Annotated in this window: 8 protein-coding genes and 2 pseudogenes; 5 read left to right on the plus strand and 5 right to left on the minus strand. The window is 69.8% G+C overall.

Going from position 1 to position 20,487, the window contains the following annotated elements; all coding sequences use genetic code 11:
* Positions 1 to 86: 86 nt before the first annotated feature.
* Positions 87 to 767, minus strand: a pseudogene (locus tag ElP_RS40025) (ISNCY family transposase); the annotation flags it as partial.
* Positions 768 to 983: 216 nt separating this feature from the next.
* Positions 984 to 2,147, minus strand: coding sequence for an IS256 family transposase (locus ElP_RS26290; RefSeq protein WP_145275276.1), 1,164 nt, complete (start codon positions 2,145 to 2,147; stop codon positions 984 to 986).
* A 109-nt stretch (positions 2,148 to 2,256) separates the two neighbouring features.
* On the opposite strand from ElP_RS26290, the gene ElP_RS26295 reads away from it, so the two are divergent.
* Both ElP_RS26295 and ElP_RS38705 read left to right on the plus strand, forming a co-directional pair.
* Positions 2,257 to 2,436, plus strand: a complete 180-nt coding sequence (locus ElP_RS26295; RefSeq protein WP_145275279.1) for a hypothetical protein — start codon at positions 2,257 to 2,259, stop codon at positions 2,434 to 2,436.
* Positions 2,437 to 2,450: 14 nt separating this feature from the next.
* The gene (locus ElP_RS38705; protein ID WP_197446382.1) at positions 2,451 to 2,609 is read left to right on the plus strand and encodes a hypothetical protein; all 159 of its coding nucleotides are present in this window, start codon (positions 2,451 to 2,453) and stop codon (positions 2,607 to 2,609) included.
* 2 nt (positions 2,610 to 2,611) lie between these two features.
* Here the strand turns inward: ElP_RS38705 and ElP_RS26300 are convergent, their stop codons facing one another.
* From ElP_RS26300 to ElP_RS26310, 3 genes and pseudogenes are all read right to left on the minus strand, one after another.
* A complete protein-coding gene (locus tag ElP_RS26300; protein ID WP_145275282.1) occupies positions 2,612 to 3,700 on the minus strand; it encodes an IS630 family transposase in 1,089 nt (362 codons plus the stop codon).
* Positions 3,701 to 3,771: 71 nt separating this feature from the next.
* Positions 3,772 to 9,495: an nSTAND1 domain-containing NTPase gene (locus ElP_RS26305; protein WP_197446383.1), complete on the minus strand. Its 5,724-nt coding sequence runs from the start codon at positions 9,493 to 9,495 to the stop codon at positions 3,772 to 3,774.
* 630 nt (positions 9,496 to 10,125) lie between these two features.
* Positions 10,126 to 11,661: pseudogene (locus ElP_RS26310) on the minus strand (IS1380 family transposase).
* 196 nt (positions 11,662 to 11,857) lie between these two features.
* Between ElP_RS26310 and ElP_RS26315 the strand changes: the two are divergent.
* The 3 genes from ElP_RS26315 to ElP_RS26325 all read left to right on the plus strand — a co-directional run bounded on the left by ElP_RS26315 (position 11,858) and on the right by ElP_RS26325 (position 20,482).
* Positions 11,858 to 15,547 carry a caspase family protein gene (locus tag ElP_RS26315; RefSeq protein WP_145275288.1) on the plus strand — a complete coding sequence of 1,230 codons (3,690 nt, stop codon included), beginning with the start codon at positions 11,858 to 11,860 and terminating at the stop codon, positions 15,545 to 15,547.
* Between the two features lie 22 nt (positions 15,548 to 15,569).
* Complete coding sequence (locus ElP_RS26320) at positions 15,570 to 19,046, plus strand: caspase family protein (RefSeq protein WP_197446384.1); 3,477 nt, start codon at positions 15,570 to 15,572, stop codon at positions 19,044 to 19,046.
* 98 nt (positions 19,047 to 19,144) lie between these two features.
* Positions 19,145 to 20,482: an esterase/lipase family protein gene (locus tag ElP_RS26325; protein ID WP_145275293.1), complete on the plus strand. Its 1,338-nt coding sequence runs from the start codon at positions 19,145 to 19,147 to the stop codon at positions 20,480 to 20,482.
* Positions 20,483 to 20,487: the final 5 nt, after the last annotated feature.

Below are 20,487 nucleotides of genomic sequence, written 5' to 3' on the forward strand. Positions count from 1 at the left end.
CCGCCAGTCCGGGTCCCACCGACCCGACCGGGTCAGGAGGTGGAGAGGGGAACGAGCCGGAGGGGGCGACGCCGAGCGGACTCGGTGCGCGATTGCGTACGGACGGTGTGGAAGTGGCAGAGCTGGTGCGGCACGTCCGGCAGGGCTTTCGCCACGGCCCTGCGGATCGACGTCTGGCCGTCGGACACCACGCCGGCGATCGGCACGTCCCCCAGGACGCCCTCCACCTCGACGAGCAGCGCGGCCAGGTCGTCCTGCGTCGAGGAGAGGAGGCTCCTGGCCAGGAGCACCTCGCCGGAGAGCACCTCGCGGATGACCCACAGGACCTCGTGGCCGACGTCCGGCTGCAGGCCATCGATGGCCAGGATCGCTCGGCCCTGCGGCGTGACGGCCGCCCGGAGCCGATTGGGGTCGGCGCAGGTCAGGGCGAGCAGCTCGTCGTAGCGGTCCACGAGGTTGCCGACGCTCCGCTCGCAGATCGGCACGCCGCGACGGACCAGCTCGGCGTGGATCTCCGGGACGCTGCGTCGCTCGCCATGCCGCAGCCGCCCGGCCAGGGCGATCACGTCGAGGCCGAACTCCTGCTGGGGCAAGGCGAAGCGGCCCTCCTGCTCGGGCCGGAGGCAGGCCTTGTGGCGGGAGCACGCGGGATTGCGGCAGCTGCGGACCTGCAGCCGCAATCGGACGAGGCCCTCCGGGGTGACGACCGTCCGGCTCGGCTTGTTGGCGGCCCAGAGCTTCCGACCGCACTCGGGGCAGTCGCGGATGCAGCTGGTCAGCTCGATCGTCCGATCCGGCTTCGGCCGGGCACTCCGTCGCGGCATGGCAGGCTCCTGGATGCGGTGTCGTCTCCAGGGGTAACCGATGCCGGAACGAACATCAATCGGGCTTTGCCACCCTAGCCTTTTTTCCCCCGCGTTCTGGTACATCTCGGGCTCCGGTAGTGCAACCTCGTTTCTGTAAATTCCCGGTTCGGCGGCGGGTCACTCCGGCTCCATCGTCAGGTACTTGCGGTTGGTCTCCCACTCCTCGCTGATCTCCATCGCCACGGCGCTGACCAGTCGCAGCGCCGACGCCTCGTTGGGGAACAGCCCGGCGACCCTCGTCCGCCGCTTCAGCTCCTTGTTCAGCCGCTCCAGCATGTTGATCGTCCGCAGCCGACGCCGATGTCCCGGCGGCAGGGCGAACACCGCCAGCCCCTCGGGGATGTTGGCCTCCAGCCACTCGGCCAGCTTCGGGGCGCTCGCCCGGTACTTCTTCACGGCGATCTCCAGCTGCCGCTCGGCCTCGGGCCGATCCGGGGCGTCGAAGACCGCCCGGATGCTGGCCACGACCGCCTTCCGCATCCCGGGCTTGGGCACGAAGGCCATGGCATTCTCGACGAGATGGAATTGGCACCGCTGCCAGGGTACGCCGGTGAGCCGGGCGGCCAAAGCCGGCTTGAGCCCGGCGTGGGCGTCGCTGACCACGAGCTTCACCCCGTGCAGGCCCCGGGCCTGGAGCGAGGCCAGGAAGTCCCGCCAGTGGGCCTCGGCCTCGGACAGCGAGACGCTCACCCCGAGGATCGACCGCCTGCCTTCGGCGTCGATGCCGATGGCCACGAGCACGGCACAGGAGCGGACCTGGCCGCCGTGGCGGACGTGCTCGTCGCGGGCATCCAGGATCAAATAGGGCGTCTCGCCGATCGGCCGGGCCCGCCACTTCTCCAGCTCCTCGTCGAGGGCCCGGGCGGCCCGGCTGACCTGCGAGCTGGTGACCTCCAGGCCGCAGAGCTTCTCGGTGATGGCGGCGACCTTCCTCGTCGAGACGCCCGGCACGTACATCTCGGCCACGGCCAGCTTGAGAGCCCGCTCGCTGCGGATGCCTTTCTCCAGGGTCGAGGGATAGAACTCGATCCCACGAGCCTGCGGGACCTCGACGCTCAGCGGCCCGATCCGGGTGTGGATCGTCCGGGGCTTGAAGCCGTTGGCATACCCAGTGCGGCCCTCGGACCGCTCATACGGCCGGGCCCCCAGGGCGTTCGAGCGTTCGAGCTTCATGACCTCGTTGAGCAGGACGGTGACGGCGGACGCCAGGCCGTCGAAGCCGTTCTCGGCGAGCAGTTCCGTGATCCGATCCAGGGCGGTAGGCTGATCGTGGTGGGTCATCGTCGGTCGTCTCCCTCGGGTTGGTTGGCACCTTCCAAGGGAACCGGCGGTGGCCCGCCGCTTCAAGACCGGGCGAATTTACAGAACCGATGATGCACTACCGGTCCTGGTGGCGTGCAGCCGGTTCCGGGTGGAGGAGTTCTTCGAGGACTGCAAGGGCTACCTGGGGATGGCGCAGTACGAGACGCGCTCGTGGGTCGGCTGGCACCACCACATGACGCTGGTGGGCCTGGCCCACCTGTTCGTCACCTTGACGCGCATGCGCCTGGAAAAAAGGCCCCGTCGCTGACGTTGGACCGCACGGTGCGCCTGCTGAGGTCGGCGCTGGCCGAGCCGGAGCTGTCGTTGGAGCGGGCGATCACCCTGATGGAGTACCACATCCGACGCAACGCGATCGCCAAGGCGTCGCACGACAAGACGTGGCGGATCAAGCACAAAGATGTCGATTTCCTGCTGCTGTAGAACTAGTGTCCTGAGTCGGAAGTCCGTTCACAAACCCGCTTGATGCGTTTGAGGATCAGATCGGCGTCGGCGGTCCACACGAACGGCCTCGGCGAGGCGTTGTGGCGCTCCAGGTACTCCCGGATCGCCGCCTCCAACGCCGCCACGCTGCGGAACACCCCGCGTCGGATGCGCTTCTCGGTGATCTGGGCGAAGAACCTCTCCACCAGGTTCAGCCACGAACTGCTCGTCGGCGTGAAGTGGAGGTGATACTCCGGGTGCCGCAGGAACCACCGCTTCACCGCCGGCGTCTTGTGCGTCGCGTAGTTGTCCAGCACCAGGTGGATCTCCACGCCCGGCCCCTTCGGCACACGGGCGTCGATCTCGTCGAGGAACTTGAGGAACTCCTGATGCCGGTGCCGGCGGTGGCACTTGCCGACGACCTCGCCGGTGGCGACGTTCAACGCCGCGAACAGCGAGGTGGTCTCGTTGCGGGCGGAGTCGTGCGTGTGCCGCTCGGCCTGCCCCGTCGTCATCGGCAACAGCGGCTGCGTGCGGTCCAATGCCTGCACCTGGCTCTTCTCGTCGACGCACGGCACGATGGCCCGCTCCGGCGGGCTCATGTAGAGGCCCACCACGTCGCGGACCTTCTCGACGAAGAACGGGTCGGTGGAGAGCTTGAAGGTCTCGGCCTTGTGCGGCTTCAGCCCGAAGGCCCGCCAGATGCGGCCGACGGTTGACTGCGACAGGCCGGCCTCCCTGGCCAGGCCGCGGGTGCTCCAGTGCGTAGCGTCCTTGGGCTTGGTCTCCAGCGTCCGGGTGACGACCCGCTCGACGTCGGCGTCGGTGATCGTGCGCGGGGCCCCGGGCCGCGGCTCGTCGGCCAGGCCCTCCAACCGTCGCTCGACGAACCGCCGCCGCCAGGTGCCGACGGTGGCCGTGCAGACGCGGAGCCGGGCGGCGACCTGCTTGTTCTCCAGGCCCTCGGCGCAGGCCAGGACGATCCGGGCCCGCTTGGCGAGCCGCTGGGTGCTCTTGGGTCGGCTCGCCCAGGTGGTCAGGGTCTGCCTCTCGTCGTCGCTCAGAGTCAGTACGGCCAGCGGTCGCGCCATGTCGAATCTCCTTTGCGGAGACTCTACCGGGCGACCGGAGGTGGCGCAAGGTTATCCAGCGGATTTCAGACTCAGGACACTAGGTGGTCCCTCCGCCCACCTACTCGGGGCAGATCGTCCCCGGGCGCCGGGAGGGCGTCAGGGGTTGGCCCGAGCAAGCACCGGAGCAGACGCCGCGTCCTCAGGAAGCGTCCCCGGGTCGTGCTGGCTGGGGTTCCGAGCTGCGACACGAGCGATTGCATCCTCAGTTGCCATCGGAGGGCCGCCCCCTCCAGACTCGCCACCGACGGCCTCCAGCCGCTGAGAGTCTGGACCCAGCCGCCGAGGAGGGCGAGCCCCGGCAGGGCCGCAGCCAGCAGTAGGGCTTGCGCCGGCCCGACGGTTACCGCGGCGGCCAGCCAGGCGATGAGGTCGAGCAGGACGGCGTAGATCCAGGCGCCCCTCTTCAAGACGGCGAGGGCCTCGGTCCACGGCACGAGGATCAGCCAGTGCAGGAACCAGAGCGAGGCGACGACCCAAATCGTCGCGATCCTCCACCCAGCCCCGGTCCCCATGGTCCCGCCGCCGCTGAGGACCGGGTCGGAGAGGGTCGGGCGGTAAGGGCGACCGGCAAAGTATTGTACCCACTCGCCCCGGGTAAGGTCGCGCCCCGTAGCTTCCCGGGCCACGGACAGGAGTTCATCCAGCCGCAGGGGCCAGAGCTTCGCCGGCCGGCGGAATTCGCTGGAAGTGCCCAGCCAACGGCCGTCGGGGCTGAACGCCACGGCGTCGGCCGACCCGCCCTGCAGCTCGACGGGGACGGACATCCGACCGAAGCCGTTCATGTCCCATAACTGGGCCGTCTCCGCCAGGTCGCTGCCGACATACAGCCGCGTGCCGTCCGGGCTGAAGACGGGCTTCAATTGGCTCCCGAAGCGAACGGATGGTAATTCGACCACGGCGGCGGGGATGTCACGAGCGGCGAGGTCGCAGACGCGGGCGGCGCGGCGTCCCCCCAGGGCGAGCCAGTGACTGTCAGGGCTGAAGACCAGCCGGTCGATGTCGTCGTCGTTGTCATTGCTCAGGCGGACCAGGGTCATCGGCGGGCCGGGCCGGCCGTCGGGGTCAAGGGATCGGAGCTCGGCGACCTTCCGGAATTCCCGGGTGCTGGCCAGCCAGCGGCCGTTCGGGCTGAAGATCAGGGCGCCGGGCCCGACCCGGACGTCCGGGATGCTGGCTACGGGCCGCGAGATGCCGGTCGTCCCCATGTCCCAGAGGTCGGCCGGCCGGGAGCCGTCCCCGCTTGAGACGAGCCAGCGCCCGTCGGGGCTGAAGACGACGGCCTCGGCGGGCCGGCCCCCGCTCGGGATGATGCAACCCCCGGCCGGCCCATGATCCGTCAGGCTCCAGAACCGGCGGACGTTCAGTGTCGTGTTCAGGCTCGGCACACCCTCCAAGCGACTCGTCACCAGGAACCGGCCGTCGCTGCTGAACATCGCAGAGGGGGGATAATCACCAGGGTTGGGGAGGGGGTAGGACACACTCGCCGATTCAAGCGCGTCCAGGTCATGGAGCCGGGGGCTCCCGGATGGATCGAGGCGCACGAAGAGCCAGCGGCCATCCGGGCTGATTTGAAACGGCGGGTCGAGGTCAACCTCGCCCCGGCCGCGAGCCCGGCCGACGACCCGGGGACCGGCCGGACCCCCGCGCCCCAGCGCCCAGAGCGTGACCGCTCCGCCGCGGGCGGAGGTCACCAGCCAGCGGCCTCCCCGGCCGAACTCCATGGCGACCAGACCTCCCGCGCCGTCGGGGAAGGCGACCGGCCCGGCGGCGATGTGGCGTGCCTCCAGATTCCAGAGCCGGGGCCCTTCGGCCCGGTCGGATGTGATGAGCCAGCGACCGTCCTCGCTGAAGCCGACGCGTACCGGCAACGTCGGGTCTTCCGAAGAGGTCCGCGGCCGGACGCGACCCAGCGCGACGGGCGAGGCGACGAACTCTTTGGCATCGAGGTCCCAGAGGCGCAGCGCCGGGTCGCGGCTTCGCAGGGCCAGCCAGCGGCCGTCGGGACTGAAGGCAGCCGATTCCACGCCGCTCTCCAGGCCCTTCAGCTCGATCGGTGACAGGTCCCTCCCAGCCGAGGGGGACTCAGCGACGGAGGCCAGGTCGTGGAGCACGGCCGTGATGGCATCGCGACCGAACTCAACCAGCCAGCGGCCGTCGGGGCTGAAGGCCGCCCCGGTGGTGGAGCTGAACGTCGACACGGTGAGGCTGACGTCGGGGCCGCTCCTCAGGACGCGGAAGGGGCGAGGGGCGGAATCGACGTCCCAGAGCTCGAGCCGACCGCCGCCGACCAGCGCCAGCCAGCGGCCGTCGCGGCGGAATTCCGCCTGCTCGATCGCGACCAGGGCGTCCTCCGCCTTGCTCGTCAGGTTGGTGGGACCGGGCTTGAGCGGGTCGTCGGCCGTCAGATCCCAGAGCCGCGTCGATCGGTCCCCCCCCGTCACCAGCCAGTGGCCGTCGGGGCTCAGGGCGATCACCCCGCGACGCTGCGAGCCGGACCCGGGTGTTACGAGGTAGAGGCCCGGCAGGACGACGGGGCGGGATGCCGGCTCCTCGGCGAACAGCGGATACAGCGCGGCGAACTCGCCGGTGCCGGCGAGCACGAGCCAGCGGCTGTTGCGGTCGAACCGCCAGTCGCTCACCCCGTCGCCGGGTCGCTCGAGCGGAATCCCCCGGGGCGCCTCGCCGTCGGTCCCCAGTTCCCAGAGCCGGGCCGTCCTCCTGCGGAACTCATTCCAACTGACGGTCACGAGCCAGCGCCCGTCGGGGCTGAAGGCGGCCGAGTCGGCTCTGACGTCGTGTGACAGGACGACCGGCCCGGCGGCGACCCCCCGCGGGCCCAGTGTCCAGAGCTCGAAGGCCGGTACGAAGCTGCCTTCGCCCGCGGTGACCAACCGGCGGCCGTCGGCGCTGAAGGCCAGGACCTGGCCGGGCCGGGTCCCGGTCACGGGCGCGGGCGCGGGGGGGGCGTCCCTGATGCCAGCGAGGTCCCAGAGCCGCACGGGAGCGCCGCGCCCTCCCGTGGCAACCCACCGCCCTTCAGGACTGAAGGTCACGTCACCGACCGAGGTCTCGGGGACCTCCAGGACGATGGGGTCGGCGGCGGAGAACTCGTCGGCGCGACGCCAGAGTCGGGCTGTCCGGCCGTCGGCCGAGGAGGTGGCCAGCCAGTGGCCGTCGGGGCTGAAGGCCGCGGTGCCGAGGCCTGAGGCGTGGGCGCGGAGGGCCCGGCCGCCGAGGTTCCCCAGGGCCCGACGCAGGGCCTCCTCGGCGACCGGGGCGCGCGGCTCCCCGGCGGCCAGGGTCACGCGTAGAGCCTCCATCGCCAGCAGGGCGCTGCGTTGGGGGTGGCGATCGGGCTGCTCCTCGGCGCGGGCCGCCAGGTTGTTCGACAGGGAGAACCGGGCGTCGCTCGCCTCGCGGATGGCGATCGTGGTCTGTTGCCGTGCCCGGTTGCGCTGCCACAGCGCCGCGGTGCTCAGGACGATCAGGCTGGCGATGACAGCCAGCGCGATCCGGAGCCGGCGGCGGGCCTGCCGCTCGCGCAAGTTGGCGCTGCGGCGGATGAAGTCCGCCTCCCGCGCGTTGACCCAGGGCTCGGGCCCCGCCGCGATCGCCTGGGCCTGATCGAGCAGGGGGTGGTTGTGCCAGAGATAGAGGTCTCGGGCCTCCCCTGACTGCCGCTCCCACTCGCCGACGGCCTCGGTCAGCCGGGGCAGGAGGTCGAGGATCGGGCCGCGGGCCTGTGCGTCCTTGATCCAGTCATTGAGCCGATACCAGCCGCGGACCAGGGCGTCGTGCGCCGGCTCGTACACCGTGACGCCACGCCCGCCCGTGTCCTTCTCCTCGTCCCGCACGACCAGGCGCTGCGCCACCAGGAGGTCGGCCACCGAGTGGGCTCGGGCGGCCTCGGCCGAGTCGGCGTAGTCCAGGTCCGCCGCAGTGACCCGGCGTCGGGTGACCTCGACGCCGCGGGCGTCGACCATGCGGAGCACGACGCGGCGTAGTGTCGCCTGCTCGGCCCAGCCTAGGTCCTGGTACAGGTCGTTGGCCCGCGTGCTGACCGCCCCGCGCACCCCACCCAATTTATCCAGGTCAGCGACCTTCAGCTCGCGGTCGCCGTCGTCGGCGCGGATGCGATCCATGTAAAGCTGGTCGAGCGTGAACGACAGGAGCGGGAGGACGCCCGGGCTCTGGTAGAACTCGTTGATCAGGCGCTCGACCAATTCCTCGGGCACGAAGACGACCCGCTCGGCGGCCGGGGCCATGATGACCCGCCGCAATTCCTCGGGCAAGGGCGTGGCGACCTCGAACCGCGCTTCTGGCCAGTACCGCCCCAGTACCTCCGAGTCGACGAGCCGCCTCTCATAGTCGGAGAGGATCGTCAGGACGACCCGCAACCGCGCGGGGTGCCGCTCCAGGGCGCGCGCCAAACGGCGCAGGAAACGCTCCCGGACCTCCTCGGAGATCTGCGGCGCGAACAACTCCTCGCACTGGTCGAGGCACAGCAGGATCGAGCCGGGCGCGGTGAACGGGTCGCCCGCCAACGCCTCGGCCAAGGGGTCGTCCCCGCCCCCGGACTCGGCCACCGCCGCGACGATCGGCGCGGGGGCCCCAGCCAAGGCGGCGGCCAGGGCTTTCAGGGGAGCTGCGCCTGGGCGGATCGGGCCGAGGATGTGCCAGCCGCCGGCGTCGCCCAGTTGGGGGAGCAGGCCAGCCTTCACCAGGCTCGATTTGCCCGTGCCCGAGGCCCCGACGACCGCCGTCAGGGGCCAATCCAGCACTTGGGCCAGCAGCTCGGCCGTCGCCACCTCGCGGCCGCAGAACAGGTCCCGGTGCTCCGGTTCGTAGGGCCGCAGGCCGCGATACGGATTGGCCTGCTCGTTCAGCGGCGGCGCCGGCTCCAGGCATTTCGGGTCGAAGCCAGGCGCCTCGAAGACGTACTCCCCGACGCCGTGCCGGGCCGACAAGAGCCAGAGGTTGGGGGTCTGAGGCAGGGCGTCGTCGGCGAACTCCGGCTCAACCCGGTCGCGCACGTACTGGTAAAGGTCCGTCGCCGTGATCACGCCGCTCTTGACCGGGCGGCCGTCGGCCAGCGTGAGGAGGCGTTGGTCGGCAGCGCCACGGAGGCCCTCCAGCAGCGCGGCGGCGAAGGGCGAGTGCCCTTCGGGCGTGGACCCGCGGTCGCCGAAGACGCGTCGCGAGACGACGTCGCGGGCCCGCTGGTTGTACGAGGCGGAGGTTAGGACTTGCCAAGCCGGTGACCTCAGGAACCGTTCGTACCGCTCACGGTGCAGGACGCCCCCACGGGCGGGCACCAGGTCGCGCGTCGCCGACCAGCGAAAGCTGCCGGCGAAACAGCAATCGAGGACCGCCAGCAGGTGCCAGCACGGCAGGCCGATCAGGGCCTCGTACAACTCCCCCATCGACAGGAAGGTCGAGACGTCGTCCGGGTCGCCGTCCTCCGGCACGAGGAACCCGTTCGGCCCGCGATCCCCGTCCTCGGCGAAGCCATGGCCGGCGAAGTAGAACATGAGCCGTCCGCCCTCGGGGGCGTCCCGGAGTCGCTCGACAAGCCAGGACCTGAGCCGCCCGAGGGTCACGTCCTTGTCGAGCAGCTCCACGGAATATCCGTGATGGACCCGTAGCAGCTTCGCCAGGCACCGGGCGTCGCCGACGGCGGTCTGAAGCGGACGGACCTTCCGGTATTGATTGATCCCGACGATCAGGGCCAGGCGTCGTTCGACTCGGTCCATGGCGGCAGCCCCCCAATGCGGCCCACGTGGCGGACGCCGAGGATCACGACGACCTTCAGCCGCTCGATCGGCGCGTAGCCACGCGACGATGCTCGGTCCGCCGCATCGATCAAGCATCCCCGCATCCTACCGCCCGCTGGGCGGCTTGCCAGTCTATCCAACCCCGTTTCGGTGAAATCGAGGCCTGTAGATGGACAGGTTAGGCCGACCTAAGAAGCCCTGACAAAACCTGAGTGGCCTCGCAGCTTTCCCAACATCGCCAGAGGTTTTGTCAGGGCTTCTAATGATCAAGTGAGTTTTAATAATATCCCATTCCTCTCTCCACTGAAAAGCGAGGTTCTGGTTTCCGACCTCGCCACCTCGGCGCGGACGCCGCAACTCTGCTTTTGCGCAAGCAACAATGAGGCTACTCGGCCAGAGGCCGAATTAGCCCGAAAACAAGCGTAATGTGAACCCGTGGTCCGGCAGATTGAGGCTCTGATCTGTGGACAGAACCTCTCCGAGCCGGGGCTTTTCCGCCCGGTTCCCGCCGCCTCTCGCTCTTGCTCTCCCGTGACCTCACCGCCTCTCGTCGGTTCGCTGCCCACACGGACCGGAGCATCCGGACTCCGGCTTCAAGCCATCGTGCCCTCAGCACAACCGGGCGCCGTGCAGCCGCTCCACCAGCCGCAGGAACACCCCCTGCCACGGGTTCCACGACAGCAGCCGGTAGATGATCCGCCGGCCCGCCCTCACGATCTGGCAGGGCACCTGGATCAACGCCACGCAGAACGTCGAGAACTCCATCCGCAGCAACGCCCGCTTCTCGGCACGGTACTTCTCCGACCATCGGCCCCCCTCGGGCAGCACCAGGGCGCTCCACGCCTTCAGGCTCCACGCCAGGCTCGCCATCACCATGTACGCCCAGTTGCTCACCAGGTCGCCCACCGGCATCGCCAATGCCTTGACGCCTCCCTTCAGCTGGGCGATCAGGTTCTCCTGGTCGCACCGGTCGTTGGCCAGCAACACGATCTCGGAGGCCAGGGTCGTCCGGTCGTTGGTGATGTAGAAGAAGAACCGGTCCGGCTCGAACAGTCACAACTGCCCCTTCTCCACGATCAGCTTCTTGCGGAGCACGACCACCCGGTACGGCTTCTTGCAGGCGACCGGGCGGTACTCGAACTCGGCCACCTCCTCGCCGATCAACTTCAGCGTGTCGTACTGCCGCTCGGAGACGATCCGCTCCTTGTGCCGCTGCCTGGCCTGGCGAGGTGCCGTCTTGATCGTGTACCCGGGCGGACGCTCCAGTTCGCTGTATTGCAGGTCGGGGAGCCTCTCGGCCAGGCCCTTGAGGTTGGCCATGGCGGCGATCCCGAAGAGGAACCGGATGCCGTCCCGGTCCCACCGGTCCAGACGTCTGGTCTGAGTGAAGTCGGTGTCCCTCCGGTACGTGATCTTGCGGAACCCCGCCAGTCGGCAGAGGGCTGCGGACTTGTCGAGGTAGACATCGGCCTGTTCGTGCGAGGGCCGGTTGCCGCTGCGGTTGACCAGGAACAGCGGCTCGGAGGTGTTGGCCAGCGAGACGACCAGCGGGTGGTAGCCCCACACCCCCTCGTACGAGATGTCCACCCCCTGCTTGCACCAGCCGCCGGTGGGGGCGATCGTCCCGTCGGCGTCGAGGAACGCCTCGTCGAAGAAGTCCTCGGGCTGTTCCTTCCAGGCCCGGATCCGGGCCTCGTTGAAGATGTCCATCAGCCGCTCGACGTCGGCCCCGGCGAAGCGGCGGCAGGAGTCGCCGGCGGTGGTCGGGTCGTGGATGCGTTCGACTCCCAGGGCGTCGAGGTAGACCTCGTCGTTACGCCGGACTTCGAGGTGCTCCAGGCGGCTGCCCCCCGCCAGGAGGTTGTAGGCGATGTTCAGGACGTGGTCGCTCTCGAAGTACGGCAGGTGCCGCTTGAGCAGGTGAAGGTCCTTGTCGATGTCCCGGACCAGCCCGAGTCTCTGTGCCAGGAGGTGCATCGCCCCGATGCCGCCCGGTGCGATCGCACGAGTCCGATCGGCGGTCTGGTAGCGGATATTGGAGGCGGTCATCATCGGCCAACGAGATTCGACGCCCGGCTTGTTCTCGATCCGGCGGGCGATTCGCCTCTTGCGTCGGTTCAACTGGCGGTGGACAGTGGCGTTCACTCGAAAACCTCCTGGGGGCGAACGGTCGAGGGGGTGAAGGACCTCGATTGTTCGCCAGAACCAGGGGGTTTTCGAGCTTCCCGTCTTCGACCAGCCTTGGATCACGCTTGGTTGAGGATTAGTCAGCTGTTTGCAGGATGCTCGTTGGAGCTTATTCAGGGGATAATCGCGAGCATAGGCCGCGGCGAGGACGAAGATGACAGGTCAAGAGCACGGGCTTCGTGACGTAGAGGTGGTCGACGATCTAGGCTCCGACTATGCCTACCGCGAGCTCTGGGCGTTGATCGTAGGGATCTCCTCCCACGCTCACTCGCCGTGGGATCTCCGCTTCGCCCATCGCGATGCGGATGAGCTGGCCAAGCTCCTGAAGAATCCCTCATACGGCGGGCTCGACGACGTGCACATGAAAGTGCTGCTCAACGAGCAGGCGACGACCGCCGCGATCACCCGGGCCCTGCGGTCGTTCTTAAGAAAACCCGCGCGACAGGACCTCGTCCTGCTCCACTTCTCCTGCCACGGGACGCCCGACCCGGACGGGCTGGACGAAGTCTACCTGGTCACGCACGACACCGACCCCGACGACATCGCGGCGACGGCCGTCCCGATGCGCGAGATCGACTTCGCGGTGGAGAAGACGCTGAAGGCCGAGCGCGTCGTCATCCTCGCCGACACGTGCCACTCGGGGGCGCTGGGCAATCGGAATCGGTCTACCAAATTGGTGGCACCCAGCGCGCAGGTCCTCGCCAGCCACCTGAGCGAGGTCGGCAAGTCCAAGCGCGGCAAGGCGTGGCTGATGTCGGCCGAGGCCAGCGAAGTGTCGCTCGAGGACGAGCGCTGGGGCGGCGGGCATGGGCTGTTCACCTTCCACGTCATCGAGGGCCTGAAGGGCGGGGCCGAGCGGGACGGGCGGGTGCGGGTCGGCGACCTCTTCACCTACGTCGACGAGCGCGTCCGCAAGGATAGCGAGAACCGGCAGCACCCGATCCGGGGGATGGAGCAGTTCGCCCGCGACCTGGTGCTGGCGACGACGGCCCACCTGAGCGCCGAGGAGCACTTCCAGATCGGCCGGCTGCTGGATGGCATGGGCCGGCTGTTCCACGACCCGCGACGGCTGGAATCCGCGAGCGAGCAGCTCAGGTGGGCCTTCGACAAGGCCGCCGAGAGCAACTTGCCGATGCCGCGGGCCGCGATCCTGCACGGCCTGGCCCGGCTCTCGCTCCGCGAGGGCGACCGGGCCCTCGCGGCCTTCGACGCGGCGCTGAAGGCCGCCGGCGAGGACCTCGATGCCGCGGCCGACGCCCGGTTCCACCGCACCTTGGCCCTGCTCGACGACGGCCGTCCCCTCGGCGAGGTGCTCACGGCGCTCGACGATTTCCTGTCCCGTCACGAGGCCGATCCCCGGGCCGATTGCGCCCGCGAGATGCGCCGGCGGATCGAGACCGTCGAGCGGTCGCGACAACGGGCCCTGCTGATCGGGATCGCCGAATACCAGCGGGCTTCCCTCAATCTTCGAGGCCCCACGCACGACCTGAAGATCCTGAGCGACGTCCTCGTCGAGCGCCTCGGCTTCCTCCCCGCCGACGTCCGGCTGCTCTCCGACGCGGCCGCAACCCGGAGCGGCATCCTGGCCGCCCTGGCCGACATGGCCCGCGAGTCCAACCCGGACGATGTGGTGGTCGTTTACTTCGCAGGACACGGGTACGAGGGGACGAATGAAACCTACTGGGTCGCCCACGACACCGACCCGGACACCGGCGCTAACGCCTTGAAGGGGGCTGAGATTCACGCGGCCCTCAGGGCGATCCGCTCGTCCCAGACGATCGCTCTGATCGACACGCACCCGAACGACAACTACCTGGACCTGATCGCAGCGGATGGTGGCTACACGCTGGTCCTCGGCGCCAGTCCCGGAGAGATGGCCTACGAGACGGCGGGCGACGCCGAGGTCCCCGAACCGCATGGGGTCTTCACGCTGGCCCTGGTCCGCGTTCTCCGCCAGGGTGCCGCCCGGGAACTCCGGACGTGTCAGTTACGCGATCGGCTCATCGAGGAAGTGCGCCGTCTGGGCTACCAGCCGGCGGACTCGGAGGCACCGCCGGTGCAGACCGGGCCGGCCGAGGCCATCCCCCGGGCGGTGCGGCGGCAGACACCGAAGGTCATCGGCAACGAGGACCAGGTCCTCTTCAGCGGCCTGCCCGACTTCGCCGAGTTGTTCCGCTTCAGCCGCAACCGGGGTTTCGCCCGGATGACGATCGGGCATGTCGAAAACCTCGAACAGAAGACCCGGTCGCTCTCCTGCCCGTTCTCCGGGTTCCGCTACGGTCTCGGCCGGGCATACCTGGAGCAGGGCCGCGCCGACCTGGCCATCCCCCTGCTGGAAGGCGTGCCCCCCACCGCCCCGGAGGGGGGTGAGGCCGGCCTCGCGCTGGCCTGCTCGTACCTCGAGCGGGATCGGGAGGAGGACGCACGTCGAGCCCTGGACGCGGCGATCGCGACCCGTGCGGCGCCCGAGAACGCCTGGGAACGCTCGGCCCTGGACCACCTCCGGACGCTCGTCGACCGCGGGATCGCGCGGCGCAGGGCCCTGCTCGTCGGGATCAACGCCTATGTCGCGCCCGAGGTCCCCAACCCCGGGGGGGCGGTCGCCGATGTGGATGCCCTGAACGCCGTCCTGGTCGACCGCTGGGGCTTCCGGCCGGAGGACGTGACGATCCTGACCGACGCCGCCGCGACCCGGGACGCGATCCTGGCCGGGTTCCGGTCCCTGGCCGAGGCCGCGCGCGAGGCCCCGTGCATCTTCGCCTTCTCGGGCGTCGGCTCGACCGACTCCGAGGGCCGGCCCGGGATCATCTCCGTCGACAGCCGGCAGCGTCCCGACCTCTTCGACGACATCGACGTAGAGGAGCTGACGCGGATCGCGGGCCCCTCCGCTCCGAACCTGATCGCGATCCTCGATGCCGGATGGACCCACACGAGCACCGAGGACGAGGAGCTCCTGCGGCGTGGCCGGTGCGCGCCGTCGAACGTCCGCTCCCGCATCGCGGCCCGCGACCTCGGTTCGTATCGGGAACTGAGCGGCCTGAGCCTCGGGATCGGCCGAACGACCATCTACTCCGAATCGCTCCGGGTGGATTTCACCGGGCGTTCAGTCGTCGAGGAGTTGCTGCCCGACCCCGAACCGGGCACGACCGCGCCGAAGCTCCAGGGCCGGCTCATGCACGCCCTGACGTCGGCACTCCGGCGGCTCGACCCCGATCACGCAACGGCCTCGGCCTGGCTCGCGGAGGCCTTCGTGTCCTGGACCGACCCGAACACGAAGCAGCGGACCGACGATCCGGTGGTCATCTCCGAGACCGAGACGGACGCGCCGCTGTTCGGCTCGTCGGCCTCGCGGGAGGTCCTCACGGCCTTGCGCCGGGTCGAGCGCGGGCCGATCGCCGAGCTTGTCCCGAGGCTCAAGCGCCTGATCGAGAAGCAACGGCGGCCGGAATTCCTGCTGAACCTCGGGTTGGCCCACGAGGCGCTCGACGACCGCGACGCCGCCATCGACGCCTTCGAGGACGCCCGGGATCACGAGGAGGCCACGTCGGGTATCCGGGCCGAGGCCCGATACCACCTGGGGCGGGTCCTCTATGAGCGGAACCGGGGGACCGACCTCGACCGCGCCATCGGCGAGTTGCGGGAGGCCATCGCGCAGGACGCGGGCCTCACCGGGGCCTTCTACTACCTGGGTCGGGCCCTCCGCGACTCGGCCCGGCGCAACCTCGACGACCTCGCCGTCCAGGCGTTCCGGAAGTATCTCGACGGCGACGCCCCGCTCGGCCATCGGGACGAGGTCCGCCGCTGGATGAACCCGGGCCGGAATGTCACGACCTCGACCCTCTAGCCGAACCGTTCGGGAGTCCGCGATGAATCGCACGCTCTACGCCCTGCTCGTCGGCATCGATAACTACCCCGAGCCGAGACACCGACTCAACGGGTGCATCAACGACATCACCCGGATACGCGAGTACCTCGATGCGCGGTACCGCAAGGACGCCGGCTTCACGCTGGCCCCCCCCGTCGTCCTGACGGACGCCCAGGCGACGCGCCAGGCCGTCGTCGACGCCTTTCGGGGCCATCTCGGGCAGGCGAAGAAGGGGGACGTCGCCCTGTTCTACTACAGCGGCCACGGCTCCCAGGAGCGCGCCCCGAAGGAGTTCTGGCACCTCGAACCGGACAAGCTGGACGAGACGCTGGTCTGCTACGACTCCCGGATGGACGGCCCGGGCCATCACGACCTGGCTGACAAGGAGCTGGCGTACCTGATCGAGCAGGTCGCGAAGCCGGGCGGGCACGTCGTCGTCGTCCTCGACTGCTGCCACTCGGGCTCCGGCACCCGCGACCTCCGCGTCCAGCAGACCGCCGTCCGCCGCATGGAGACCGACCTCCGCGAGCGGCCGCTGGACACCTTCATCATGACGGTTCAGGACGCCGACCGCCTCTCGCGCGGGGCCGACGGCGGCGTCGGGGCCGACTCGGGCTGGTCGGCCGCGGGCGCGCACGTCCTGCTCGCGGCCTGCCGCGACGACGAGGAGGCCGTCGAGTACCACGCCGAAGGGCCCGACGGCCGGGTCGAGCCACGCGGGACGTTCTCGTACTTCCTGGGCGACGCCCTCCGGACGATCACCGGCCCGATCACCTATCGCGAGCTGTTCGCGCGCACCGAGGCCCTCGTGCGCTCCCGGGTCCCCGGGCAGACGCCGCAGATCGAATCGATCCCCGCCGGCAACCTCGACCTGGAGCTGTTCGACGGCGCCATCCGGCCGACGCTGCCGTTCTACACCCTCTCGCAGCGCGACGGCCAGTGGCGGATCGACGGCGGCGCTGTCCATGGCCTCCCGGCGGTCGACCCGACCGACCCAACCCTGCTCGAAGTGTTCCCCTTCGGGGTCCCGGACGACGACCTCCGAACCGCCTCGAAGGCGCTGAGGCGCGTCACCCTCTCCCGGGTCGAGCCGACATCCAGCGTGGTCGAGGGGGGCGAGGCCCTCGACCCCGAGCAGGCGTACAAGGCGGTGATCGCCGCGATGCCCCTGCCGAGGATCGGCGTCGTGTTCGAGCTCCCGGACTCCGACGGCGCGAAGCTGGCGATCCAGGCGCTTGCGACCGCCCGCGACGGGTCCCAGCCCTCGCTCTACGTCCGCGAGGCCGGCATCGGGGCGATCGCCCGCTTCCGCCTCCTGGCCGAGGGCGGCGGCTACGTCATCACCAGCCCCGAGAGCGACCGCCCCCTGGTCGCCCGCATCGAGGGCCAGACCCCGGCCACTGCCCGGTTGGCCTTCCAGCGCCTGGAGCACATGGCCAAGTGGATCCTCGCCTCCGAGCTGAGCAACCCGAACACCTCGGTCCAGCCCGAGGACGTCGTCCTCGAACTCCTGGACGCCGACGGCCAGCCGCTGCCCGGCCCCTCCATCCGGCTGGAGTATCAGCTCGATACGAACGGCAAATGGCAGCCTCCCCGGTTCAAGATCCGGCTCGTGAACAAGACCGGGTACGACCTCGCTACCGGGGTCGATAACGGCCGGGTGCTCTACTGCGGCCTGCTCGACCTGACCGACACCTTCGCCATCAGCCCGCTGCTCGAGGCCGGCTACGTGCGGCTCGGGCCGGGCGAGTCGTACGAGGCGTTCCAGGGCAAGTTCGTCGAGGCCAAGGTGCCCGACAAGGTCTGGCAGCAGGGTATCGTCGAGTACAAGGATGTTCTCAAGCTAATCGTCTGCACGAAGGAGTTTAACACCCACCTCATGCGGCAGGGGCCGCTCGACCTGCCCGGGACGAAGTCGACCACGCGCGGGATCACCCGGCGCGGGAGCCTGAACCGGCTCATGGACCGGTTGCAGACCCGCGAGATCGGGGTCGTCTCCGAGGGCGAGGACCTCGACGACTGGTGGGCCACGCAGGTGATCTTCACGACCGTCCGCCCGCTGGAGGCCGCCCCGGTCCCGAACGCCCCGGGCCGCTCGGTGGCCCTGGCCGGGGGCGTCCGGCTGCTCGACCACCCGGCGCTCAAGGCGAGCGCCCGCCTGAGCCCCGCCCCCGCCGCCTCGCGCGACCTGGGGAACCTCGCCCTCCCGCGCCTGCTACGCGACGACCCGACGGTCAGCCTGCCGTTCCCCCTGGCCGTCACGCGCGGGAACGATCCCACGCTCAGTGCCCTCATCCTGACCGACGTCCGGGACGATTCCCATCGGGAAGTTACCCCCGAGACGCCGTTGAAGCTCCAGGTCCCTCGAGGCCTGGCGGACGGCGAGTACGTCCTGCCGGTCGGATTCGACGGCGAGTTCTTCCTCCCCCTGGGCCGGGCCGAGCGCACGTCCGCCGGCTCTACCGAGCTGATCCTGGAACGCCTGCCCGATCCGACCTCGGGCGGGAAGAAGAGCCTGGGCGGCTCGATCCGGATCTTCTTCCAGAAGATCGTCGGCCCGTGGCTGGGCAGCCCGAGCCCGTACCCGATCCTCGCCGCCGCCCAAGTCGGGGCCGACGGCGTCGTCGAGTCCACCCGGGACGTGGCGAGCGTCGCGCAGCTCGTCGCTGGGGCGAAGACTATCCTGCTCTACGTGCACGGGATCATCGGCGACACCCGCGAGATGGCCTCCAGCGCCCTGCGGGGCGGATTCGCGGACCGGTACGACCTGGTCCTGACCTTCGACTACGAGAATCTGAACACGACGATCGCCGAGAACGCGCGGCTGCTCGGCGAGCGGCTCAAGGCCGTCGGCCTCGGGGCCGGGCACGGCAAGCAGCTCGACGTCGTGGCGCACTCGATGGGCGGCCTCGTCTCCCGCTGGTTCATCGAGCGCGAGGGAGGGAACAAGGTCGCCCGCCGGCTGGTGATGCTGGGGACGCCTAACGCGGGCTCGCCCTGGCCCCGCGTCGTGGACTGGGCGACGGCCGCCCTCGCCCTGGGCTTGAACGGCCTGACCGGCACCCCCTGGGCGGCGTCTGTCCTGGGAGGCCTGGTCGCCGCCGGGAGCGATCCGCGCGTGACGCTGCGCGAGATGCTGCCCGGCTCGGAGACGCTGACCGCGATGGGCCAGGACGGCGATCCCGGCATCCCCTACACGATACTGGCCGGCAACACGTCCATCATCCCGGCGGCTCGCGAGGACGGCGGGCCGGTGAGCCGGTTGATGGCGCGGATCTTCGGAACCCAGGCGCTCTACAGGGTCGCCAACCCGTTCTTCCTCGGCTCGCCGAACGACGTGGCGGTCGCCATCGCGAGCATGACGCAGCTCGGCCCCGGGCGGGCGCCGCTGGTCCCGGTGGAGACCGAATGCGATCATCTGACCTACTTCCGCAGCCCGGCGGGTCTGGCGAGCCTTGACAGGGCGTTGACGAGCTGAAACCGGGCCGGACCGCGAGGGATGACGCACCTACCCGGCGGGAATGGATCCCGGATGACTTTAGGTATTCCTGCCTCTTCAAGATGAGAGGACTGACCATGTCAACTGCGGAATCGAGTGAAGACCGCCGGCGCCGATTGCTTGTTGAGACCCAGGGCCGCCGGCTCGACGAGGCATACCTGCACGGATCGATCCGCGACGACCTCCAGACCGAGGCCGCCGACGCGGACCCCGACTCCATCGTGACCCCCGAGATGCTCGACCAGATCGAGGAGTACATGGACGAGATCGAGGGCGCGGGGGTGCCCCCCGGCGTCCTCTCCGACCGCGAGACGAGCCAGTCGCGCGCCTTCTTCAGCACCGACGCCGTCATCATCGTGCCCGGCTTCCTGGCCAGCTCGCTGAGCGACACCCGGCGCGGCGGCCTGGGCCTGATCTGGGTCTCCCGGGGCCTCTACGGCTCCAACCGCTTCGGCGCCCTGCGCCTGGGGGCGTACGACGGCCACGAGGCGGACCTCAACCCCGATGTGCGCATCATCTCGACCGGGGGGCTGCCCCTCATCTACGACGTGCTCCGGCTCGGCCTGGAGGCGCTGCGGTACACGACCAGCACCTTCGGAGTCGACTGGCGCAAGGACCTGGAGATCGCCGCCCGGGGCCTGCGCGATCGGATCAAGGAGCTGGGCGGCGGCTCGAAAGGCTACCCGATCCACCTCGTCGCCCACTCGCAGGGCGCGATGGTCGCGCGGCGGGCGCTGCAACTGCTCAAGGACGACCTCGGCCAGGAGGTGGTCCGGCGCATCGTCAAGCACCTGGTCCTGCTCGGCCCGGCCAACGCGGGAAGCTTCTCCGCCGCCCTGGCGATCTCCGGCGACCACGAGTCGCTGCCGATGCTCCGCAAGCTGACGTTCGAGCCGACGGGCGGCTTCAGCCGCGTCTTCGCGACGATGTCCGGCCTGTACCAGCTCATGCCCTGGGACGCCTCGCGGCTCCCCTCGCTGGGCGACCCGGAGCACGCCGTCGGCCGTCCCGAGTTCTGGAGAGGCAAGGCCGACTTCGACGAGGCCCGGCTCAATAAGTATTATGGCTGGGCCCGCTCGATCGACACCGCGTTCTTCAACGACCGGACGTCCGTCATCCTCGGCGACTACGAGGGGTACGCGGGGCTGAAGACCCCCGCCGGGGTCGCGTTCGGGCCCGACGGGCACCTGGCCGTCACCGAGGAGTATGCCGGCGACGGCACCGTGCCGCACTGCAACGCTGTCCTGCCCGGCACGGCGACCTACATGGTTGCGAAGACCGACCATCCGATGCTGCCGACCTACCGCAACGTGGTCCAGTCGGTGCGTCTGATCCTCAATGGCAACGACCCGACCGTTGGCGGCTGGGCGACCCGCATGCCCGACGACCCGAGGGCGCCCGAGTATCACCGGTGAGGGAC

The organism is Tautonia plasticadhaerens (assembly GCF_007752535.1).
Classification (GTDB): Bacteria; Planctomycetota; Planctomycetia; order Isosphaerales; family Isosphaeraceae; genus Tautonia; species Tautonia plasticadhaerens.